Raw genomic sequence first — 13,511 nt, forward strand, 5'->3', positions numbered from 1 at the left:
TATGTCGGGCTATGCCGAGAAGGCGTCCGTGACGGCCTGGCAGAAGGCCTTGAGGTCGTCCGGTTTGCGGCTGGTGACCAGGGTGTTCGGGCCGTCCGTGCAGACCACGACCTCCTGGTCCTTCCAGGTCGCGCCAGCGTTGCGCAGGTCGGTCTGCAGGCTCGGCCAGGACGTGAGCGTACGCCCGCGCACGACGTCCGCCTCGACCAGCGTCCAGGGGGCGTGGCAGATGGCGGCCACCGGCTTGCCGGCGTCGAAGAAGGCCCGCGCGAACCGGACGGCCTCCGGCACCGTGCGCAGGAAGTCGGGGTTGGCGACGCCGCCGGGAAGCAGCAGGGCGTCGAAGTCGCCGGGGTCGGCGTCGTCCACCGTGGCGTCCACGGGGAAGGTGTCGGCCTTGTCCAGATGGTTGAACGCCTGGATCTGTCCCGAGGACGTGGAGACCAGCTTGGGCGTGCCGCCCGCCTGCTTGACCGCCTTCCACGGCTCGGTGAGCTCCACCTGCTCGACCCCTTCCGGAGCGACCAGGAACGCGATGGTCTTGCCGTTCACCATGACTGTCCCTTCGTTTTCCCCTCCCCTTTCCGGACATCGAGGAAGTATGCACATTTACCCCTGGGGGGTATAGTGTGAGGCGCGAAGCCGAGAGAAGAGGAGTTCGGGCATGGTGATCACCGCGTACCAGGTCGAGGGCATGACCTGTGGCCATTGCGTCAGCTCGGTGCGGGCCGAGGTTGGCAAGGTCGACGGGGTCCAGGCCGTCGAGGTCGACCTCGCGGCCAAGGAGATGGTCGTGACCAGCAGCGCGCCGATCGACCAGGCCGTCATCGAGTCGGCCGTCGTCGAGGCCGGCTACGAGCTGGGCGGCGGCCGGGAGCTGCTGCCGCAGGCCGGCTCGTGCTGCGGCTCGGGCGGCTGCCACTGACCTCTCAGCGGGATCGGCGCCGGGCCCACAGGGTGTGCGCGGCGCACGCGGCGGCCGCGCCGACGGCGTACCAGAGCAGGTCGGGCGGGTTGAAGGTGCTGCCCAGCAGTGGCCGCAGGACTGCCGGGATCTCACCGAGCTGGGCGAACTCGATCGCCCAGCTCAGCCCGCCCGACCCCACGGCGGCGACCCATGGCCGCACCCGCGGCAGCGCCAGCACGACGAGCGCGTAGATCAGCGCGGTGTAGAGCGCGTCGCCCGCGTATTTGGGCACAGGCCCGTCCCACAGCCCCCGGACGGCGAGGCCGGCCACGACGGTCGCGACGGCGGCGAGGAGAACGGGCAGGCGGGGCACCTGATCACGGTAGTGCCAAGCCTACTGAAAATTTACACCGCAAAAGGAAACGAGAATGAAACAATTTTCCGCCACTCGTTGACACGCGGTCTCCGTATGGTGTGCCTTCATCTACACAGGAATCCCCCGCCTGAAGGTGAGGCATCATGAGGAAATGGTTCGCACGCCTGGCTGTGCTGGGCGTAGCGCTGTTAGTGGCCGGCCAAGGCGCCACGGCGGCCCAGGCCCAGGAACCTGCGGCGGGGAAGAAGGTCCTACGCGTCGGCGCCACCCAGGCGATGGACCACATGAACCCGTTCCTGGCGGTCCGGCTGGTCTCCACCGCGATCCAGCGCACGATGTACGGCTTCCTCACCGTCCCTGACTCCAAGACGCTCCAGCCCAGCCCCGACCTCGCCGAGTCGTGGACGACGTCCGACGACGGGCTCACCTGGACGTTCAAGATCCGTAACACCAAGTGGTCCGACGGCCAGCCGGTCACGGCCGAGGACGCCGCCTGGACGTTCAACAAGATGATGACGGACGAGGCGGCCAAGACGGCCAACGGCCCCGCCGTGGAGAACTTCGCGAGCGTCACCGCCAACGGCCAGGACCTGATCATCAAGACCAAGGCGCCGCAGGCGTCCATGCTGGAGAACCCGGTCCCGATCATGCCCAAGCATGTGTGGGAGAAGGTCACCGACATGGCCAACTACGAGGGGGACACGTACCCCACCGTCGGCAGCGGCCCGTTCATCGCGGTCGAGCACAAGAAGGACCAGTACGTCAAGCTGAAGGCCAACCCCAACTACTGGCGGGGCAAGCCGAAGATCGACGAGCTCCAGTTCATCTTCTACGACAACCCGCAGGCCGCCATCGCCGGGCTCAAGAAGGGCGACATCGACCTGCTCGGCCGCATGACGCCGCCGGAGTTCCAGGCCATCGAGAACGACCCGAACATCGAGGCGTGGAACACCCAGGGCCGCCGGGCCGCGTACCTGCAGATCAACCACGGCGCCACCACCACCGACAACAAGCCCATCGGCGACGGTCACCCGGCGCTGAAGGACCCGAAGGTGCGCCAGGCGATCCACTTCGCCATCGACAAGCAGAAGCTGGTCGACGAGGTGCAGGGCGGTCTGGCCAAGCCGGCCGACGGCTCGATCATCCCGCCCATGTACAAGGACTTCTTCTGGGAGGCCACGGGCGAGGAGAAGGTCACCTACGACGTGGCCAAGGCGAACAAGATCCTCGACGACGCCGGCTACAAGAAGGGCGCCGACGGCGTCCGCACGATGCCCGACGGCAAGCGCAAGCTGGAGTTCCGCTTCAGCATCCACACCGACACGCCGATCGAGGACAAGCTCGCCGAGTACCTGACCGGTTTCTTCAAGGAGATCGGCGTCACGCTGACCACCCAGAAGCTGGACTCCAGCAAGTTCACCGAGGAGACCGGCGTCACGGCGCTGTTCGACATCGCGATCAGCGGCTGGTCGGTCAACCCCGACCCCGAGGAGATCCTGGCCACCCACCTGTGCAGCCGCAGGCCGGCGCCGGGCGGCGAGGGCGGCGGCACCGAGTCGTTCTACTGCGACCCGACCTTCGAGAAGCTCTACCAGGAGCAGCTCAAGGAGCTCGACCGGCCCAAGCGCGCCGAGCTGATCAAGCAGATGGAGCAGCGGCTCTACACCGACGCCCCCGTCATCGCGATCTACTACCCCAACGACCTCGAGGGTTACCGCAAGGACCGCATCACCAGCATCACCCCGATCCCCGAGGACAAGGGCCTGCTGTACGGCGGCAGCGGCTACTGGCCGTTCTACACGGCCGACGTCAAGGCGTCCGCGGCCGGCGGCTCCGGCGCGGGCGGCGAGTCCGGCTCCAACACCGGTCTCATCGTCGGCGTGGTCGGCGGCGTGGTGGTCATCGGCCTCGTGGCCTTCTTCCTGACCAGGCGGCGCAAGAGCGCCGCGGACGAGCGCGAATGACCACACCGCTCGAAGCAGCAGAGCCCGCCGCCGTCCAGGCGGCGGGCCCTGGTGAGGACAGCCCCGCCCGCCGCGGCACGCTGAGGTACGCGTTGTCGAAGGTCGGCGGGGCGCTGTTCAGCATCGCCGCGGTGATCGTCGGGACGTTCTTCGTCTTCCGCCTGCTGCCCGGCGATCCGGTGCGGAACCTGGCGCAGGGCCGCAACATGACCCCGGCGCAGCTCGACCTGGAACGTCACCGGCTCGGTCTCGACAAGCCGGTGCTCGACCAGTTCTTCGACTTCGTCGGCAAGACGCTCAGGCTCGACCTGGGCACGTCGTACGAGTACAAGCGGCCGGTGCTCGACCTCATCGGCGAGCGCATCGGCCCGACGCTGCTGCTGGCCGGGACCGGTCTGGTCATCGCGGTCAGCCTGGGCATCTGGCAGGGCACCAGGGCCGGATGGCAGCGGGGGAGCCGGTTCGACCGCTTCTCCACCGGCCTGTCGCTGGTGTTGTGGTCGGTGCCGACGTTCTGGCTCGGCCTGCTGCTGATGATGGTGCTGGGCGTGGGCATCGGCCCGATCCCCGGCATCCTGCCCTTCCGCGGCATCGAGAGCGTCGACGCGCCCGACGGGTTCGCCTACCTGCTCGACGTGGCCTCGCACATGGTGCTGCCGTGCCTGACCCTGGTGGCGGTGATCTACGCCCAGTACCTGCTGGTCATGCGGTCGTCGTTGCTGGAGGAGGTCAGCCAGGACTACGTCACCGTGGCCCGCGCCAAGGGCCTGCGCGACGACGAGGTACGCCGCCGCCACGCGGTGCCCAACGCCCTGCTGCCCACGGTGACGCTGGTCTTCATGCGCATCGGCTTCGTGGTCGGCGGCGCGGTCACCGTGGAGACGATCTACACCTGGCCGGGCCTCGGGCAGCTGTTCTACCGGGCGGTGCGGGTGCCCGACTTCACGCTCATGCAGGGCACGTTCATGCTCATCACCGTGGCCGTGATCCTCATGAACACGCTGGCCGACCTGCTCTACCACGTTCTCGACCCGAGGGTGAGGTCGGCATGACGAGTGTCGCTGCCACGCGCAGGCGGCAGGCGCTGACCAACTTCTGGACCGACTTCCGCAGGCACCGCGCCGGGGTGGCCGGGATGGTCGTCCTGCTGGTGGCCGTGGTGCTGGCGCTGGTCGCGCCGCTGTTCATCGACGAGGGCGTGACGAGCGTCATCGACGCGCCGGGCGAGAAGTTCCAGGCCCCCGGCCTGGACTTTCCCTTCGGCACCGACGAGTCGGGCCGGTCGATCCTGCTGATGATCTGGTGGGGCTCGCGCGCCTCGCTGCTCATCGGCTTCCTCGCCGCGCTGCTCAGCATCGTGATCGGCATGGTCATCGGCATCGCCGCAGGGCACTTCGGCGGCTGGCTCGGCGGCGCGCTGATGCGGATCACCGACTGGTTCCTGGTGCTGCCCTCGCTGGTGACCGCGCTGGTGCTGGCGGCCATCCTCGGCGGCAGCACGTTCACCATCATCATGGCGATCGGGGTCACCACCTGGCCGTCCACGGCCCGGCTGATCAGGGCGCAGACCTTCGCCGTCGAGGCCCGGCCCTACATCGAACGCTCCAAGGCGCTCGGCGGCGGCCACTGGCACATCACCACCCGGCACGTGCTGCCCAACGTGGCGCCGCTGCTGCTGGCCAGCACGACGCTGGAGGTGGCCAGCGCGATCGTCACCGAGTCCACGCTGGCCTTCCTCGGCGCCAGCGCGAACAAGACGTCGTGGGGCACCATGCTGCGCGGCTCCTACGACTACGGCGCGGCCAACGAGGGCGCGTGGTGGTACATCATCCTCCCCGGTCTGGCCATCCTCGTGGTCGTCATGGCGTTCACCCTCGTCGGACGGGCGCTGGAGGCCGTGCTGAACCCAAGGCTCAGGAGGGCGGCATGAGTCTCCTCGAACTGGACGACCTGTCGGTGACCTACCGCATCGCGTCGGGCGAGGTGCCCGCGGTGCGCGGCGTGTCGCTGACCCTCGACCCCGGAGCGGCGCTCGGGGTCGCCGGCGAGTCGGGATCCGGCAAGTCGACGCTGGCCATGGCGCTGCTCCGGCTCCTGCCCAAGAGCACGCGCGTCGGCGGCCGGATCCTGCTCGACGGCGACGACGTCCTCACCATGAAGTGGGGGCGCATGCGGGCCGTGCGCTGGGCCGAGGCCTCGATCGTGTTCCAGGGCGCGCAGCACGGCCTCAACCCCGTGCGCCGGATCGGCGAGCAGATCGCCGAGCCGCTGCTCGTCCACGGCCTGGCCAAGCCGGACGGCGCCCGCAAGCGCGTCGGCGAGCTGCTCGAACAGGTCGGCCTGCCCGCCTGGCGGGCCCGCAGCTACCCGCACGAGCTGTCCGGCGGTCAGCGGCAGCGCGTGATGATCGCGATGGCGCTGGCCTGCTCGCCCCGACTGATCATCGCCGACGAGCCCACCACCGCGCTCGACGTGATGGTCCAGGCGCAGGTCCTGACGCTGATCAAGGAACTGATCGCCGAGCACGGCATCTCCTTGATCATGATCTCGCACGACCTGTCGGTCCTGGCCGACGTCTGCGACCAGCTCGCGGTCATGTACGCCGGGCGGGTGGTCGAGCACGGCCCCTCCCGCGAGGTGTTCCGCGACGCCCGCCACCCCTACAGCCGGGCGCTGGCGGCCGCGTTCCCCACCGTGGGCGACCCGGTCTCGCGGCTGGCCCCCAAGGGGCTCGGCGGCGACCCGCCGGACCCGATGCAGCTCCCGACCGGCTGCGCGTTCCACCCGCGCTGCCCGGTCGCGCTGGACGAATGCGCGGGCCTCGACGTCGAGCTGTGGCCCGCCGGTCCCCGCCACGCCGCGGCGTGCGTGCACGTACGCTCCAAGGAGGAGGTCGAGGCTTCATGACCGAGACGCAGACCGCGGCCGAGACCGTCTCGACGGGCAAGGGCGCGCTGCTGGAGGCCCGTGACCTGCACGTCGCGTTCTCCTCGCGGGGCCGCAGCGCCCGCGCCGTCGACGGCGTCAACCTGTCGATCGGCCAGGGCGAGATCGTGGCCCTGGTCGGCGAGTCGGGCTGCGGCAAGACCACGCTGGCCCGCACGCTGCTCGGCCTCGAACGCCCCACGTCCGGCGAGGTCCGCTACGACGGCAACGCGCTGGACTACGGCTCCAAGGCGCTCAGGTCCTACCGCCGCCAGGTCCAGCTCGTCCTGCAGGACCCGATGGGCTCGCTCAACCCCCGCCAGACCGTCTACGAGGCGGTCGCCGAGGGGCCGCGCATCCACCGCCTGCCCGGCGAGGCGGAGATCGTGGCCTCGGCCCTGTCCAGGGCCGGGCTGCGACCGCCCGAGCGCTTCTTCCTGCGTTACCCGCACGAGCTGTCCGGCGGGCAGCGGCAGCGGGTCGTGATCGCCGGCGCGCTCGCCCTCGACCCGAAGGTGCTGATCGCCGACGAGCCCGTGGCCTCGCTCGACGCCTCCGTGCGCGGCGAGATCCTGGCGCTGATGCTCAAGCTCAAGACCGACCTCGGCCTGTCGGCCCTGGTCGTCACCCATGACCTCGGCCTGGCCTGGAACATCGCCGACCGGGTCGCGGTCATGTACCTCGGGCGCATCGTCGAGTCGGGGCCGGTGGAGCAGGTGCTGACGGCGCCGCGGCACCCGTACACGCAGGCGCTGATGTCGGTGTTGCCGGAGTCGCCCGAGCGGATCGTGCTGACCGGCGAGCCGCCGGACCCGACCAGGGTGCCGGGTGGTTGCCGGTTCCATCCCCGCTGTCACGTGCTGGCCTCCGGCCGCGCGGCGGAGGCGGGCGTGGACGCGGCCTGCCGGTCGCAGGCGCTGAGCATCCTGCCCGCGGTCCCCGACGCCCAGGCCGCCTGCCACTACGCGGCGGTCACCGGGTAGCTCATCCGCGGAACGCGTCGGCGTGCTCGCGCGCCCACTCGGCGAAGTCACGCGCGTCCCGGCCGGTGATCTCCCGGACGGTCGGGACGACCGTGTAGCCGACCTCCGGCGTGTTGCCCAGCGCGCCGACCAGGAACTCGATGGTCTGCTCGCCCATGCCGTCGGCGCGCCACTTGGCCCGCGCCTCGTCCACGGTGAGCTCGACGAACCCGACGTCCCTGCCGACGGCCTCGGCCAGGACGGCCACCTTCTCGCGCAGGGTGATCGCGCGGGGGCCGGTCAGCACGTACGTCCGGCCGCCGTGGCCGCCCTCGGTCAGCACCTTCGCGGCCACCGCGGCGATGTCGCGCTCGTGCACCAGAGCGCTCAGCCGGTCGCCGAACGGCTCCTTGATGACGCCTTCCGTCCTGATCGTGTGCGCCCACCACTGGAGCGTGTTGGCCATGAACTCGACCGGGTGGAGCAGCGTCCACTCCAGGTCGGCGGCGGCCAGCGCCTGCTCCAGCTCGCCGTCCTCGCGGCCGCCGAGCACGGTGACCCGGCGCACGCCCGCCTTGACGGCCAGCTCGGCGAGCCCGGCGCCGTCGGGCAGCGGGGTGTAGTCGTCGCCGGCGAAGTTGATGAAGTGCACCCCGGTGACGCCCTCGAAGGCGGCGGCCAGGGAGGCCGGCTCGGCGAGATCGCCGCCGACGACCTCGACGCCCTCGGGGAGTGCGGCCTTGGCGGGGTTCCTGGTCAGCGCGCGGACCTGCCGGCCGGCCTGGAGGAGCTCCTCGACGACGAGGCGGCCGACGGTCCCGGTGGCACCGGTGACGAGGATGGTCATGTGAACCCCACTTCTTTCGGAACGGAACGTTCTGCTCTTACTATAGCAGAACGGAACGCTTCATTCCGAGTAGTTCTTGAGCCGGATCGCCACGGCCGCCCGGTGGATCGCCCCGGCGACCCGCTCCACGACCTTCTCCTTGCCCGGCAGGTACGGCAGCAGCTTGAGCATCCTGAGCTGGAACCACAGCGCCAGTCGTGAACCCATCACCATGCCCCTGACGTTCACCGGGCCGAGCTCCTGGTTGACCCGGACGAATTCCCGCATCTCCCGCTCGTAGCCCGCCGCGCCGCCGCCCTCGGCCAGCTCGCCCGCCAGCACGTACGCGCCCACGATCGCCAGGCTCGTGCCCTGCCCGGAGGCCGGCGAGGCGCAGTAGGCGGCGTCCCCGAGCAGCACGACCCGGCCCTTCGACCAGCTGTCCATGTGCACCTGGCTGACCGAGTCGAAGTAGAAGTCGTCGGCGGCGCGCACCGCGCCGAGCAGCGCCGGCACCTCCCACTCGACCCCCGCCATGGCCTCGGCCAGCAGGTCCTTCTGGCGGCCGGTGTCGCGGTGGTCGTAGGACAGCGGCTGGGAGGACCACATGAACAGCGCCTTGGCGGCGCCGTCCTGGCGGGTGCTGTAGACGTTGGCGGTGCGGCCGGGGGCGGCGTGCACGGCCTCCTCGCGGTCCAGGCCCAGGGTGTTGGGGACGGTGCTGATCGAGACGTAGTAGCCCAGGTCGCGGACGAACCGGGCGTCCGGCCCGAACACGATCCTGCGGATGTTGGACCGCATGCCGTCCGCGCCGACGATCAGGTCGAACCGGCGCGGCGCGGCGTGCTCGAAGGTGACCAGGCCGTCGTCGGAGACGGCGGTGACGGAGTCGCCGAAGAGGTATTCGGCGTCGTCGCGGGTGAGGTCGTACAGGAGCTCGTTGAGGTCGCCGCGCATGATCTCGACGTCGTCGCCCGCGCGGCCGCCGAACAGGTCGGCGTCCATGGTGGCCAGTGCGCGGCCCTTGCGGTCGTAGTGGGTGGCGACGCGCATGCCGGTGCTGCGGGCGGTGACCGCCTCCAGCAGGCCCATGCGGCCGATCACGTCGAGGGCGGCGCCGCGGATGTCGACCTTGTAGCCGCCGGTGCGGACGGCCGGAGCGCGCTCGACGACGGTGACGGTGCAGCCGTGGCGGCGCAGCCAGTAGGCCAGCGAGGTGCCGGCGATGCTCGCGCCGGAGATCAGGACGTTCTTCATGCCGTGAACGGTACACGCGTCTCAGACGCTTGTCTAGGACGAAGTTTTCAGACGTTCGTGCTAACGTCTGGGCATGGGAAACAGGGAAGACCTGCTGGCCGGAGCGAAGCGTTGCCTGATCGAGAAGGGCTACTCGCGTACCACCGCGCGCGACATCGCGACCGCGTCGGGCGTGAGCCTCGCGGGCATCGGCTACCACTTCAAGTCCAAGGACGCGCTGATGAACGAGGCGCTGTTCGAGGTGATGCAGGAATGGGGCGACGACCTGGCGCGCACGCTCGTCGCCGACACCGAGGAGGGCGCCTCACCGCTGGAGCGGTTCGAGGCGGCGTGGGACCGGGTGGTGGAGTCGTTCGACCGGCTGCGGCCGCTCTGGGTCACCCAGCTTGAGCTGCTCGGGCAGATCGATCACGTGCCGGAGCTGCGCGAGCAGCTCGTCCCGGCGATCAAGGGCGCGCGGCTGGGGCTCGCCGAGCTGTTCCAGGACGTGCGGGCGGAGACCGACCCCGAGCGGGCCCGGCTGGTGGGCTCGCTGTACCAGGCCATGCTGACGGGGTTCCTGGCGCAGTGGCTGCTCGACCCGGACAGCGCGCTGTCCGGGCGCGAGGTGGCCGAGGCCCTGCGCCTGGTGGCCGGGTCGTGAAACGGGCCGGGGGCTAGAAGGCGCTTATCGTGGCGGGGGCGCGTTCGGCCCTGCTCAGGGTGCGGATGACGGCGGTCGCGCCGTGCCGGTGCACCGCCAGGCGGGCCAGCAGCTCCACGACCGGCTCGTTGATCGACGGCGGCAGCTCCGGCGTCTCGACGCCCACGCTGGCGGCCAGGTCGTCGGAGTGCACGACCAGCTCCATCACCCTGGTGAGCAGGAAGTCGTCGAGCCGCAGTGACCAGCCGGTCCACGGCAGCCGCACGACCCGGTCCGCCGGCTCGGCGGGCAGCTCGGCCAGCAGCCGGTCCAGCAGCGCCTGCGTGCGCTCGACGAGCGCGGCGTGCCCGTCCGCGGCGGCCGCCTGGCCGCCCACCCGGACGCTGACGTTGCTCTCGTGGTCGAGGCCGGCCTGCACCCACGGCGACCTCGTGTAGTGCTCGATCAGCGGGATCGGCGCCCCGGGCTGCTCGCCGGAGTCCAGCACGTCGGTGACCCTGACGATCTGGTGGGCCAGGTGCCCGGCCAGGCCCGCGACGCTGAACTCGGTCAGCGCGCTGGGCTTGTCCCACGCCGCCCGCACGGCCGGGTCACGCAGCAGCGACATCGCCGACGACGCGGCCACCAGATAGGACTGCCTGATCTCCCCCATTTGCCGCCCTTTCCCCGGTTCAGGTGGTAACTCGGGGCCAAGACTATCCCCCGGCGATCCGCGGGGGGCGGCTGTCCTGTCCAATGAGACGGGGGCGGGCTCAGGTCTCGCCGGGGCCCTCCGCGAGCACCTTCCCGATGGCCGACCGGACGAAGGCGCGGGTCAGCCGGCCCCTTCTGAAGCGGCTCAGCGCCGGGCGCGGCGTGCCGTACCGGCGGGCGCGCACGTCGGCCAGGACGACCTCCGGCGCGCCCATCCCGGCCAGCACGTCCAGGGCCTCCCGCTTGGTGATCAACCGGCCCTCCCGCAGCGTGACCGAGGCCCTGGCGACGGTCAGCACGCCGAGGTCCACCCAGACGTCCCGCAGCCAGCGCCGCCGCCCTCGGGTCTTGTCCAGCCAGTACTCGCGCAGGTCCGTACGGACGAAGTCGGCCAGCACGGCGTCGGAGACGGCCGGCAGCAGCTCGGCGGGCGGCGGCCCGTGCAGCACGAGCGGGGCCGTGTGCAGCTCGCGGCGGGTCACCGCCGTCACCGGGCGGCGGTAGATCTGCTCGTGGGCCCACGTCACGTGCTCGACCCGCGGGTCGGCCAGCTCCTCCAGCGGCAGGTAGGAGCAGTGGAGGAGGTCGGCGAGCGGCAGGCCGAGCCCGCGGTGCAGCCCCTTGATCCGGCGCCACTGCTCCATCGTGACCGGCGTCTCGACCACCGCGATCAGGTCGAGGTCGCTGCGCCCCGGCTGGTAGTCGCCGGCGCCCAGCGAGCCGTGCGCCCACAGCGACACCAGGGGCACGATCTCGCCCACGCCGTCTCGGAACCGTCGGAGCAGGTCGTCTGTGGCCGCATGCATGATGTCCACTATGATCCATTCCCGGCCGTCCCGGAAGATCACCGGGCGGGCCGTCAGGACGTGCTGAACAGAGCGCTCACCGACTCGCCGTCGTGGATCCGGCGCATCGCCTCGGCCAGCGCCGGCGCGATCGACAACACGGTCAGCTTGTCACTCGGCTTGGGCGGCGGCACGGTGTTCGTGCAGACGATCTCCAGGACCTCGGGGAACGCGCTGAGCCGCTCGATCGCCCCGCCCGCGAACAGCCCGTGCGTGCACGCCACCCGGACGGAGTTGACGCCCTGCTCGCGCAGCCGGCCGAGCAGCTCGATGACCGTGCTGCCCTTGGCGATCTCGTCGTCCAGGATGATCACGTCCTTGCCGGCGACCTCGCCGATGACCGAGCTGATCACCACGCGGTCGTCGGCGAAGCGCTGCTTGGCGCCCATCGCGACGCCGGTGCCCAGCAGCCGGGCGAAGTGCGCGGCCTCCTTGGCGTTGCCCAGGTCGGGGGAGACGACGACGGTGTTCGACAGGTCGTGGCGGCGGAAGTGCGCGGCCAGCTCGCGCAGCGCGTGCAGGTGGTCGACCGGCACGCTGAAGAAGCCGTGCACCTGTGGCGAGTGCAGCGTCATGGCCAGCACCCGGTTCGCGCCCGCGGCCACCATCAGGTCGGCGACCAGGCGGGCGCCGATGGAGATGCGGGGCGCGTCCTTCTTGTCTGATCTGGCGTAGGCGTAATGAGGCAGGACCACGGTCGTCCTGGCCGCGGAGGCGCCGCGCGCCGCGTCGATCATGAGCAGCAGCTCGACCAGGTTCTCCTGCGTCGGCGGCACCAGGGGCTGGATGAGGAACACGTCGCGCTCGCGGCAGTTCGCCTGGAGCTGCACCTCAAGCGCGTCGTTGGCGAAGCGGGCGACCTTGACGGGGTGGAGCGGGGTGCCGAGATGGGAGCAGATCTCCTCAGCCAGCTCGGGGTGGGCGCTGCCAGAAAATACCGTGATGTCTCGCACGATTCCCAAAGGATAGCTTCACGGGCTCACGTAGTGGTGGAGCAGGGCGGGTTCGCCCGCGGCGTTGAGCCACCGCGCGCGGGTGCTGGCGACGCGGCGCCAGCCCAGCCGCTCGTAGAGCGCGACGGCCGCCCGGCCCTCGTCGGAGACCTCCAGCAGGACGGGCCTCCCGGCGGCCTGCCGCACGGTGTCCAGCAGGACGGCGGCCAGCCCGCGGCCCCGGGCGGTGGGCACCACGAAGAGCCGGGTGACCTGCGGGCCCTCGGCGGCGCCTGCCAGGCCGACGTGGCCGAGCACCCGGCCCTCCTCGACCGCCACCCACGCGCGCAGGAGGTCGCCAGGGGTCAGCCAGCCCTGGGGGTCGGCCGGCCAGTCGACGGGGTAGCGGTCGGCGGCGTGCACCAGGGCCAGGGCGTGGGCGCAGGCGTCCAGGTCGGACGGCGTCCGGAGGCGGACGCCTATGCCGTCGGTCGTCACGTCAGCGCCTCGACCGTGAGCGCGTCGAGGTCGGGCAGGACCTGCCAGGCCAGCGCCAGGGCGTCGTCGTCGGGCGGGTAGCCGGGGTGCGGCACGGCGATCACCCGCATGCCGGCCGCGTGCGCCGAACGCAGCCCGTTGCTGGAGTCCTCGACCGCCACGCAGTCCTTCGGGTAGATCTCCAGCCGCCGGGCCGCCTCCAGGTAGCCGTCGGGGGCGGGCTTGCCGCGCGCGACCTCCTCCGTGGAGACCGTGGTCACGAAGTACTCGCGCAGCTCGGCCGCGTCGAGCACCACGTCGATCAGCCGCCGCGGCGACGAGCTGGCCAGGCCGAGGGTGAACCGCCCGGCCAGCCGGCGCACGGCCTCGCGGGCGCCCGGCAGCAGCGGCACGCCGTCCTGGTAGCGCTCGGCCATCTGGTCGATCACGCCGGCGGCGATCTCGTCGGGCGTCAGGCGCACCCCCAGCTCGTGCAGGTAGGCCGCCCACTCGCCGGTGCTCATGCCCATCAGCCTGGACTGCGTGTCGGGCTGCCAGGTGCCGCCGTGGTCGGCGACGAAGGCGCGCCGCACCTGCTCCCAGACGGGTTCGGAGTCGACGAGCACGCCGTCGAGGTCGAACACGCAGGCTTCCATGACCACCCCCGATAGATCAGTCTGGGACCACCCAATCACACCGTCCGC

General features: G+C 71.0%; 16 protein-coding genes. 7 read left to right on the forward strand and 9 right to left on the reverse strand.

What is annotated here, in order from left to right; genetic code table 11:
- Positions 1 to 9: 9 nt before the first annotated feature.
- Complete coding sequence (locus AB0J71_RS10845) at positions 10 to 555, reverse strand: type 1 glutamine amidotransferase domain-containing protein (RefSeq protein WP_352325933.1); 546 nt, start codon at positions 553 to 555, stop codon at positions 10 to 12.
- Positions 556 to 664: 109 nt separating this feature from the next.
- Here AB0J71_RS10845 and AB0J71_RS10850 point away from each other — a divergent pair, with 109 nt between their 5' ends.
- Complete coding sequence (locus AB0J71_RS10850) at positions 665 to 925, forward strand: heavy-metal-associated domain-containing protein (RefSeq protein ID WP_352325934.1); 261 nt, start codon at positions 665 to 667, stop codon at positions 923 to 925.
- A 4-nt stretch (positions 926 to 929) separates the two neighbouring features.
- On the opposite strand, the gene AB0J71_RS10855 is transcribed toward AB0J71_RS10850, so the two are convergent.
- On the reverse strand, positions 930 to 1,280 hold the full coding sequence (locus AB0J71_RS10855) for a DUF2809 domain-containing protein (RefSeq protein ID WP_352325935.1): 351 nt from the start codon (positions 1,278 to 1,280) through the stop codon (positions 930 to 932).
- A gap of 146 nt (positions 1,281 to 1,426) precedes the next feature.
- Here AB0J71_RS10855 and AB0J71_RS10860 point away from each other — a divergent pair, with 146 nt between their 5' ends.
- From AB0J71_RS10860 to AB0J71_RS10880, 5 genes are read left to right on the forward strand one after another with little or no spacing between them, the layout of a single operon-like run.
- Positions 1,427 to 3,247 (forward strand): ABC transporter substrate-binding protein, encoded by a 1,821-nt coding sequence (locus tag AB0J71_RS10860; RefSeq protein WP_352325937.1) that lies wholly within the window; start codon positions 1,427 to 1,429, stop codon positions 3,245 to 3,247.
- Entirely contained in the window at positions 3,244 to 4,299 is a 1,056-nt protein-coding gene (locus tag AB0J71_RS10865; RefSeq protein WP_352325938.1) for an ABC transporter permease, read from the forward strand. Before AB0J71_RS10860 ends, AB0J71_RS10865 begins: the two co-directional genes overlap by 4 nt.
- Positions 4,296 to 5,177: an ABC transporter permease gene (locus AB0J71_RS10870; RefSeq protein ID WP_352325939.1), complete on the forward strand. Its 882-nt coding sequence runs from the start codon at positions 4,296 to 4,298 to the stop codon at positions 5,175 to 5,177. Before AB0J71_RS10865 ends, AB0J71_RS10870 begins: the two co-directional genes overlap by 4 nt.
- A complete protein-coding gene (locus tag AB0J71_RS10875; RefSeq protein ID WP_352325940.1) occupies positions 5,174 to 6,154 on the forward strand; it encodes an ABC transporter ATP-binding protein in 981 nt (326 codons plus the stop codon). The genes AB0J71_RS10870 and AB0J71_RS10875 overlap by 4 nt, the downstream gene beginning before the upstream one ends.
- Positions 6,151 to 7,155 (forward strand): ABC transporter ATP-binding protein, encoded by a 1,005-nt coding sequence (locus AB0J71_RS10880; protein ID WP_364413813.1) that lies wholly within the window; start codon positions 6,151 to 6,153, stop codon positions 7,153 to 7,155. The genes AB0J71_RS10875 and AB0J71_RS10880 overlap by 4 nt, the downstream gene beginning before the upstream one ends.
- Before the next feature lies 1 nt (position 7,156).
- Here the strand turns inward: AB0J71_RS10880 and AB0J71_RS10885 are convergent, their stop codons facing one another.
- Both AB0J71_RS10885 and AB0J71_RS10890 read right to left on the reverse strand, forming a co-directional pair.
- The gene (locus AB0J71_RS10885) at positions 7,157 to 7,981 is read right to left on the reverse strand and encodes an NAD(P)H-binding protein (RefSeq protein WP_352325942.1); all 825 of its coding nucleotides are present in this window, start codon (positions 7,979 to 7,981) and stop codon (positions 7,157 to 7,159) included.
- Positions 7,982 to 8,041: 60 nt separating this feature from the next.
- Positions 8,042 to 9,217, reverse strand: coding sequence for an FAD-dependent monooxygenase (locus AB0J71_RS10890; RefSeq protein WP_352325943.1), 1,176 nt, complete (start codon positions 9,215 to 9,217; stop codon positions 8,042 to 8,044).
- A 73-nt stretch (positions 9,218 to 9,290) separates the two neighbouring features.
- Here AB0J71_RS10890 and AB0J71_RS10895 point away from each other — a divergent pair, with 73 nt between their 5' ends.
- The gene (locus AB0J71_RS10895; RefSeq protein WP_364388369.1) at positions 9,291 to 9,860 is read left to right on the forward strand and encodes a TetR/AcrR family transcriptional regulator; all 570 of its coding nucleotides are present in this window, start codon (positions 9,291 to 9,293) and stop codon (positions 9,858 to 9,860) included.
- A 13-nt stretch (positions 9,861 to 9,873) separates the two neighbouring features.
- Here AB0J71_RS10895 and AB0J71_RS10900 read toward each other — a convergent pair whose 3' ends face one another.
- The 5 genes from AB0J71_RS10900 to AB0J71_RS10920 all read right to left on the reverse strand — a co-directional run bounded on the left by AB0J71_RS10900 (position 9,874) and on the right by AB0J71_RS10920 (position 13,463).
- Positions 9,874 to 10,512 (reverse strand): maleylpyruvate isomerase N-terminal domain-containing protein, encoded by a 639-nt coding sequence (locus AB0J71_RS10900; RefSeq protein ID WP_364413815.1) that lies wholly within the window; start codon positions 10,510 to 10,512, stop codon positions 9,874 to 9,876.
- 100 nt (positions 10,513 to 10,612) lie between these two features.
- The gene (locus tag AB0J71_RS10905) at positions 10,613 to 11,359 is read right to left on the reverse strand and encodes a nucleotidyltransferase domain-containing protein (protein WP_364388363.1); all 747 of its coding nucleotides are present in this window, start codon (positions 11,357 to 11,359) and stop codon (positions 10,613 to 10,615) included.
- A 53-nt stretch (positions 11,360 to 11,412) separates the two neighbouring features.
- Positions 11,413 to 12,351 carry a ribose-phosphate diphosphokinase gene (locus tag AB0J71_RS10910; RefSeq protein WP_352327389.1) on the reverse strand — a complete coding sequence of 313 codons (939 nt, stop codon included), beginning with the start codon at positions 12,349 to 12,351 and terminating at the stop codon, positions 11,413 to 11,415.
- An 18-nt stretch (positions 12,352 to 12,369) separates the two neighbouring features.
- Positions 12,370 to 12,828, reverse strand: a complete 459-nt coding sequence (locus AB0J71_RS10915) for a GNAT family N-acetyltransferase (protein ID WP_364413817.1) — start codon at positions 12,826 to 12,828, stop codon at positions 12,370 to 12,372.
- Positions 12,825 to 13,463 (reverse strand): HAD family phosphatase, encoded by a 639-nt coding sequence (locus AB0J71_RS10920; protein WP_352327391.1) that lies wholly within the window; start codon positions 13,461 to 13,463, stop codon positions 12,825 to 12,827. The genes AB0J71_RS10915 and AB0J71_RS10920 overlap by 4 nt, the downstream gene beginning before the upstream one ends.
- Between the last annotated feature and the right edge of the window lie 48 nt (positions 13,464 to 13,511).

The sequence above is a fragment of the Nonomuraea sp. NPDC049637 genome, from assembly GCF_040675235.1.
Classification (GTDB): domain Bacteria; phylum Actinomycetota; class Actinomycetes; order Streptosporangiales; family Streptosporangiaceae; genus Nonomuraea.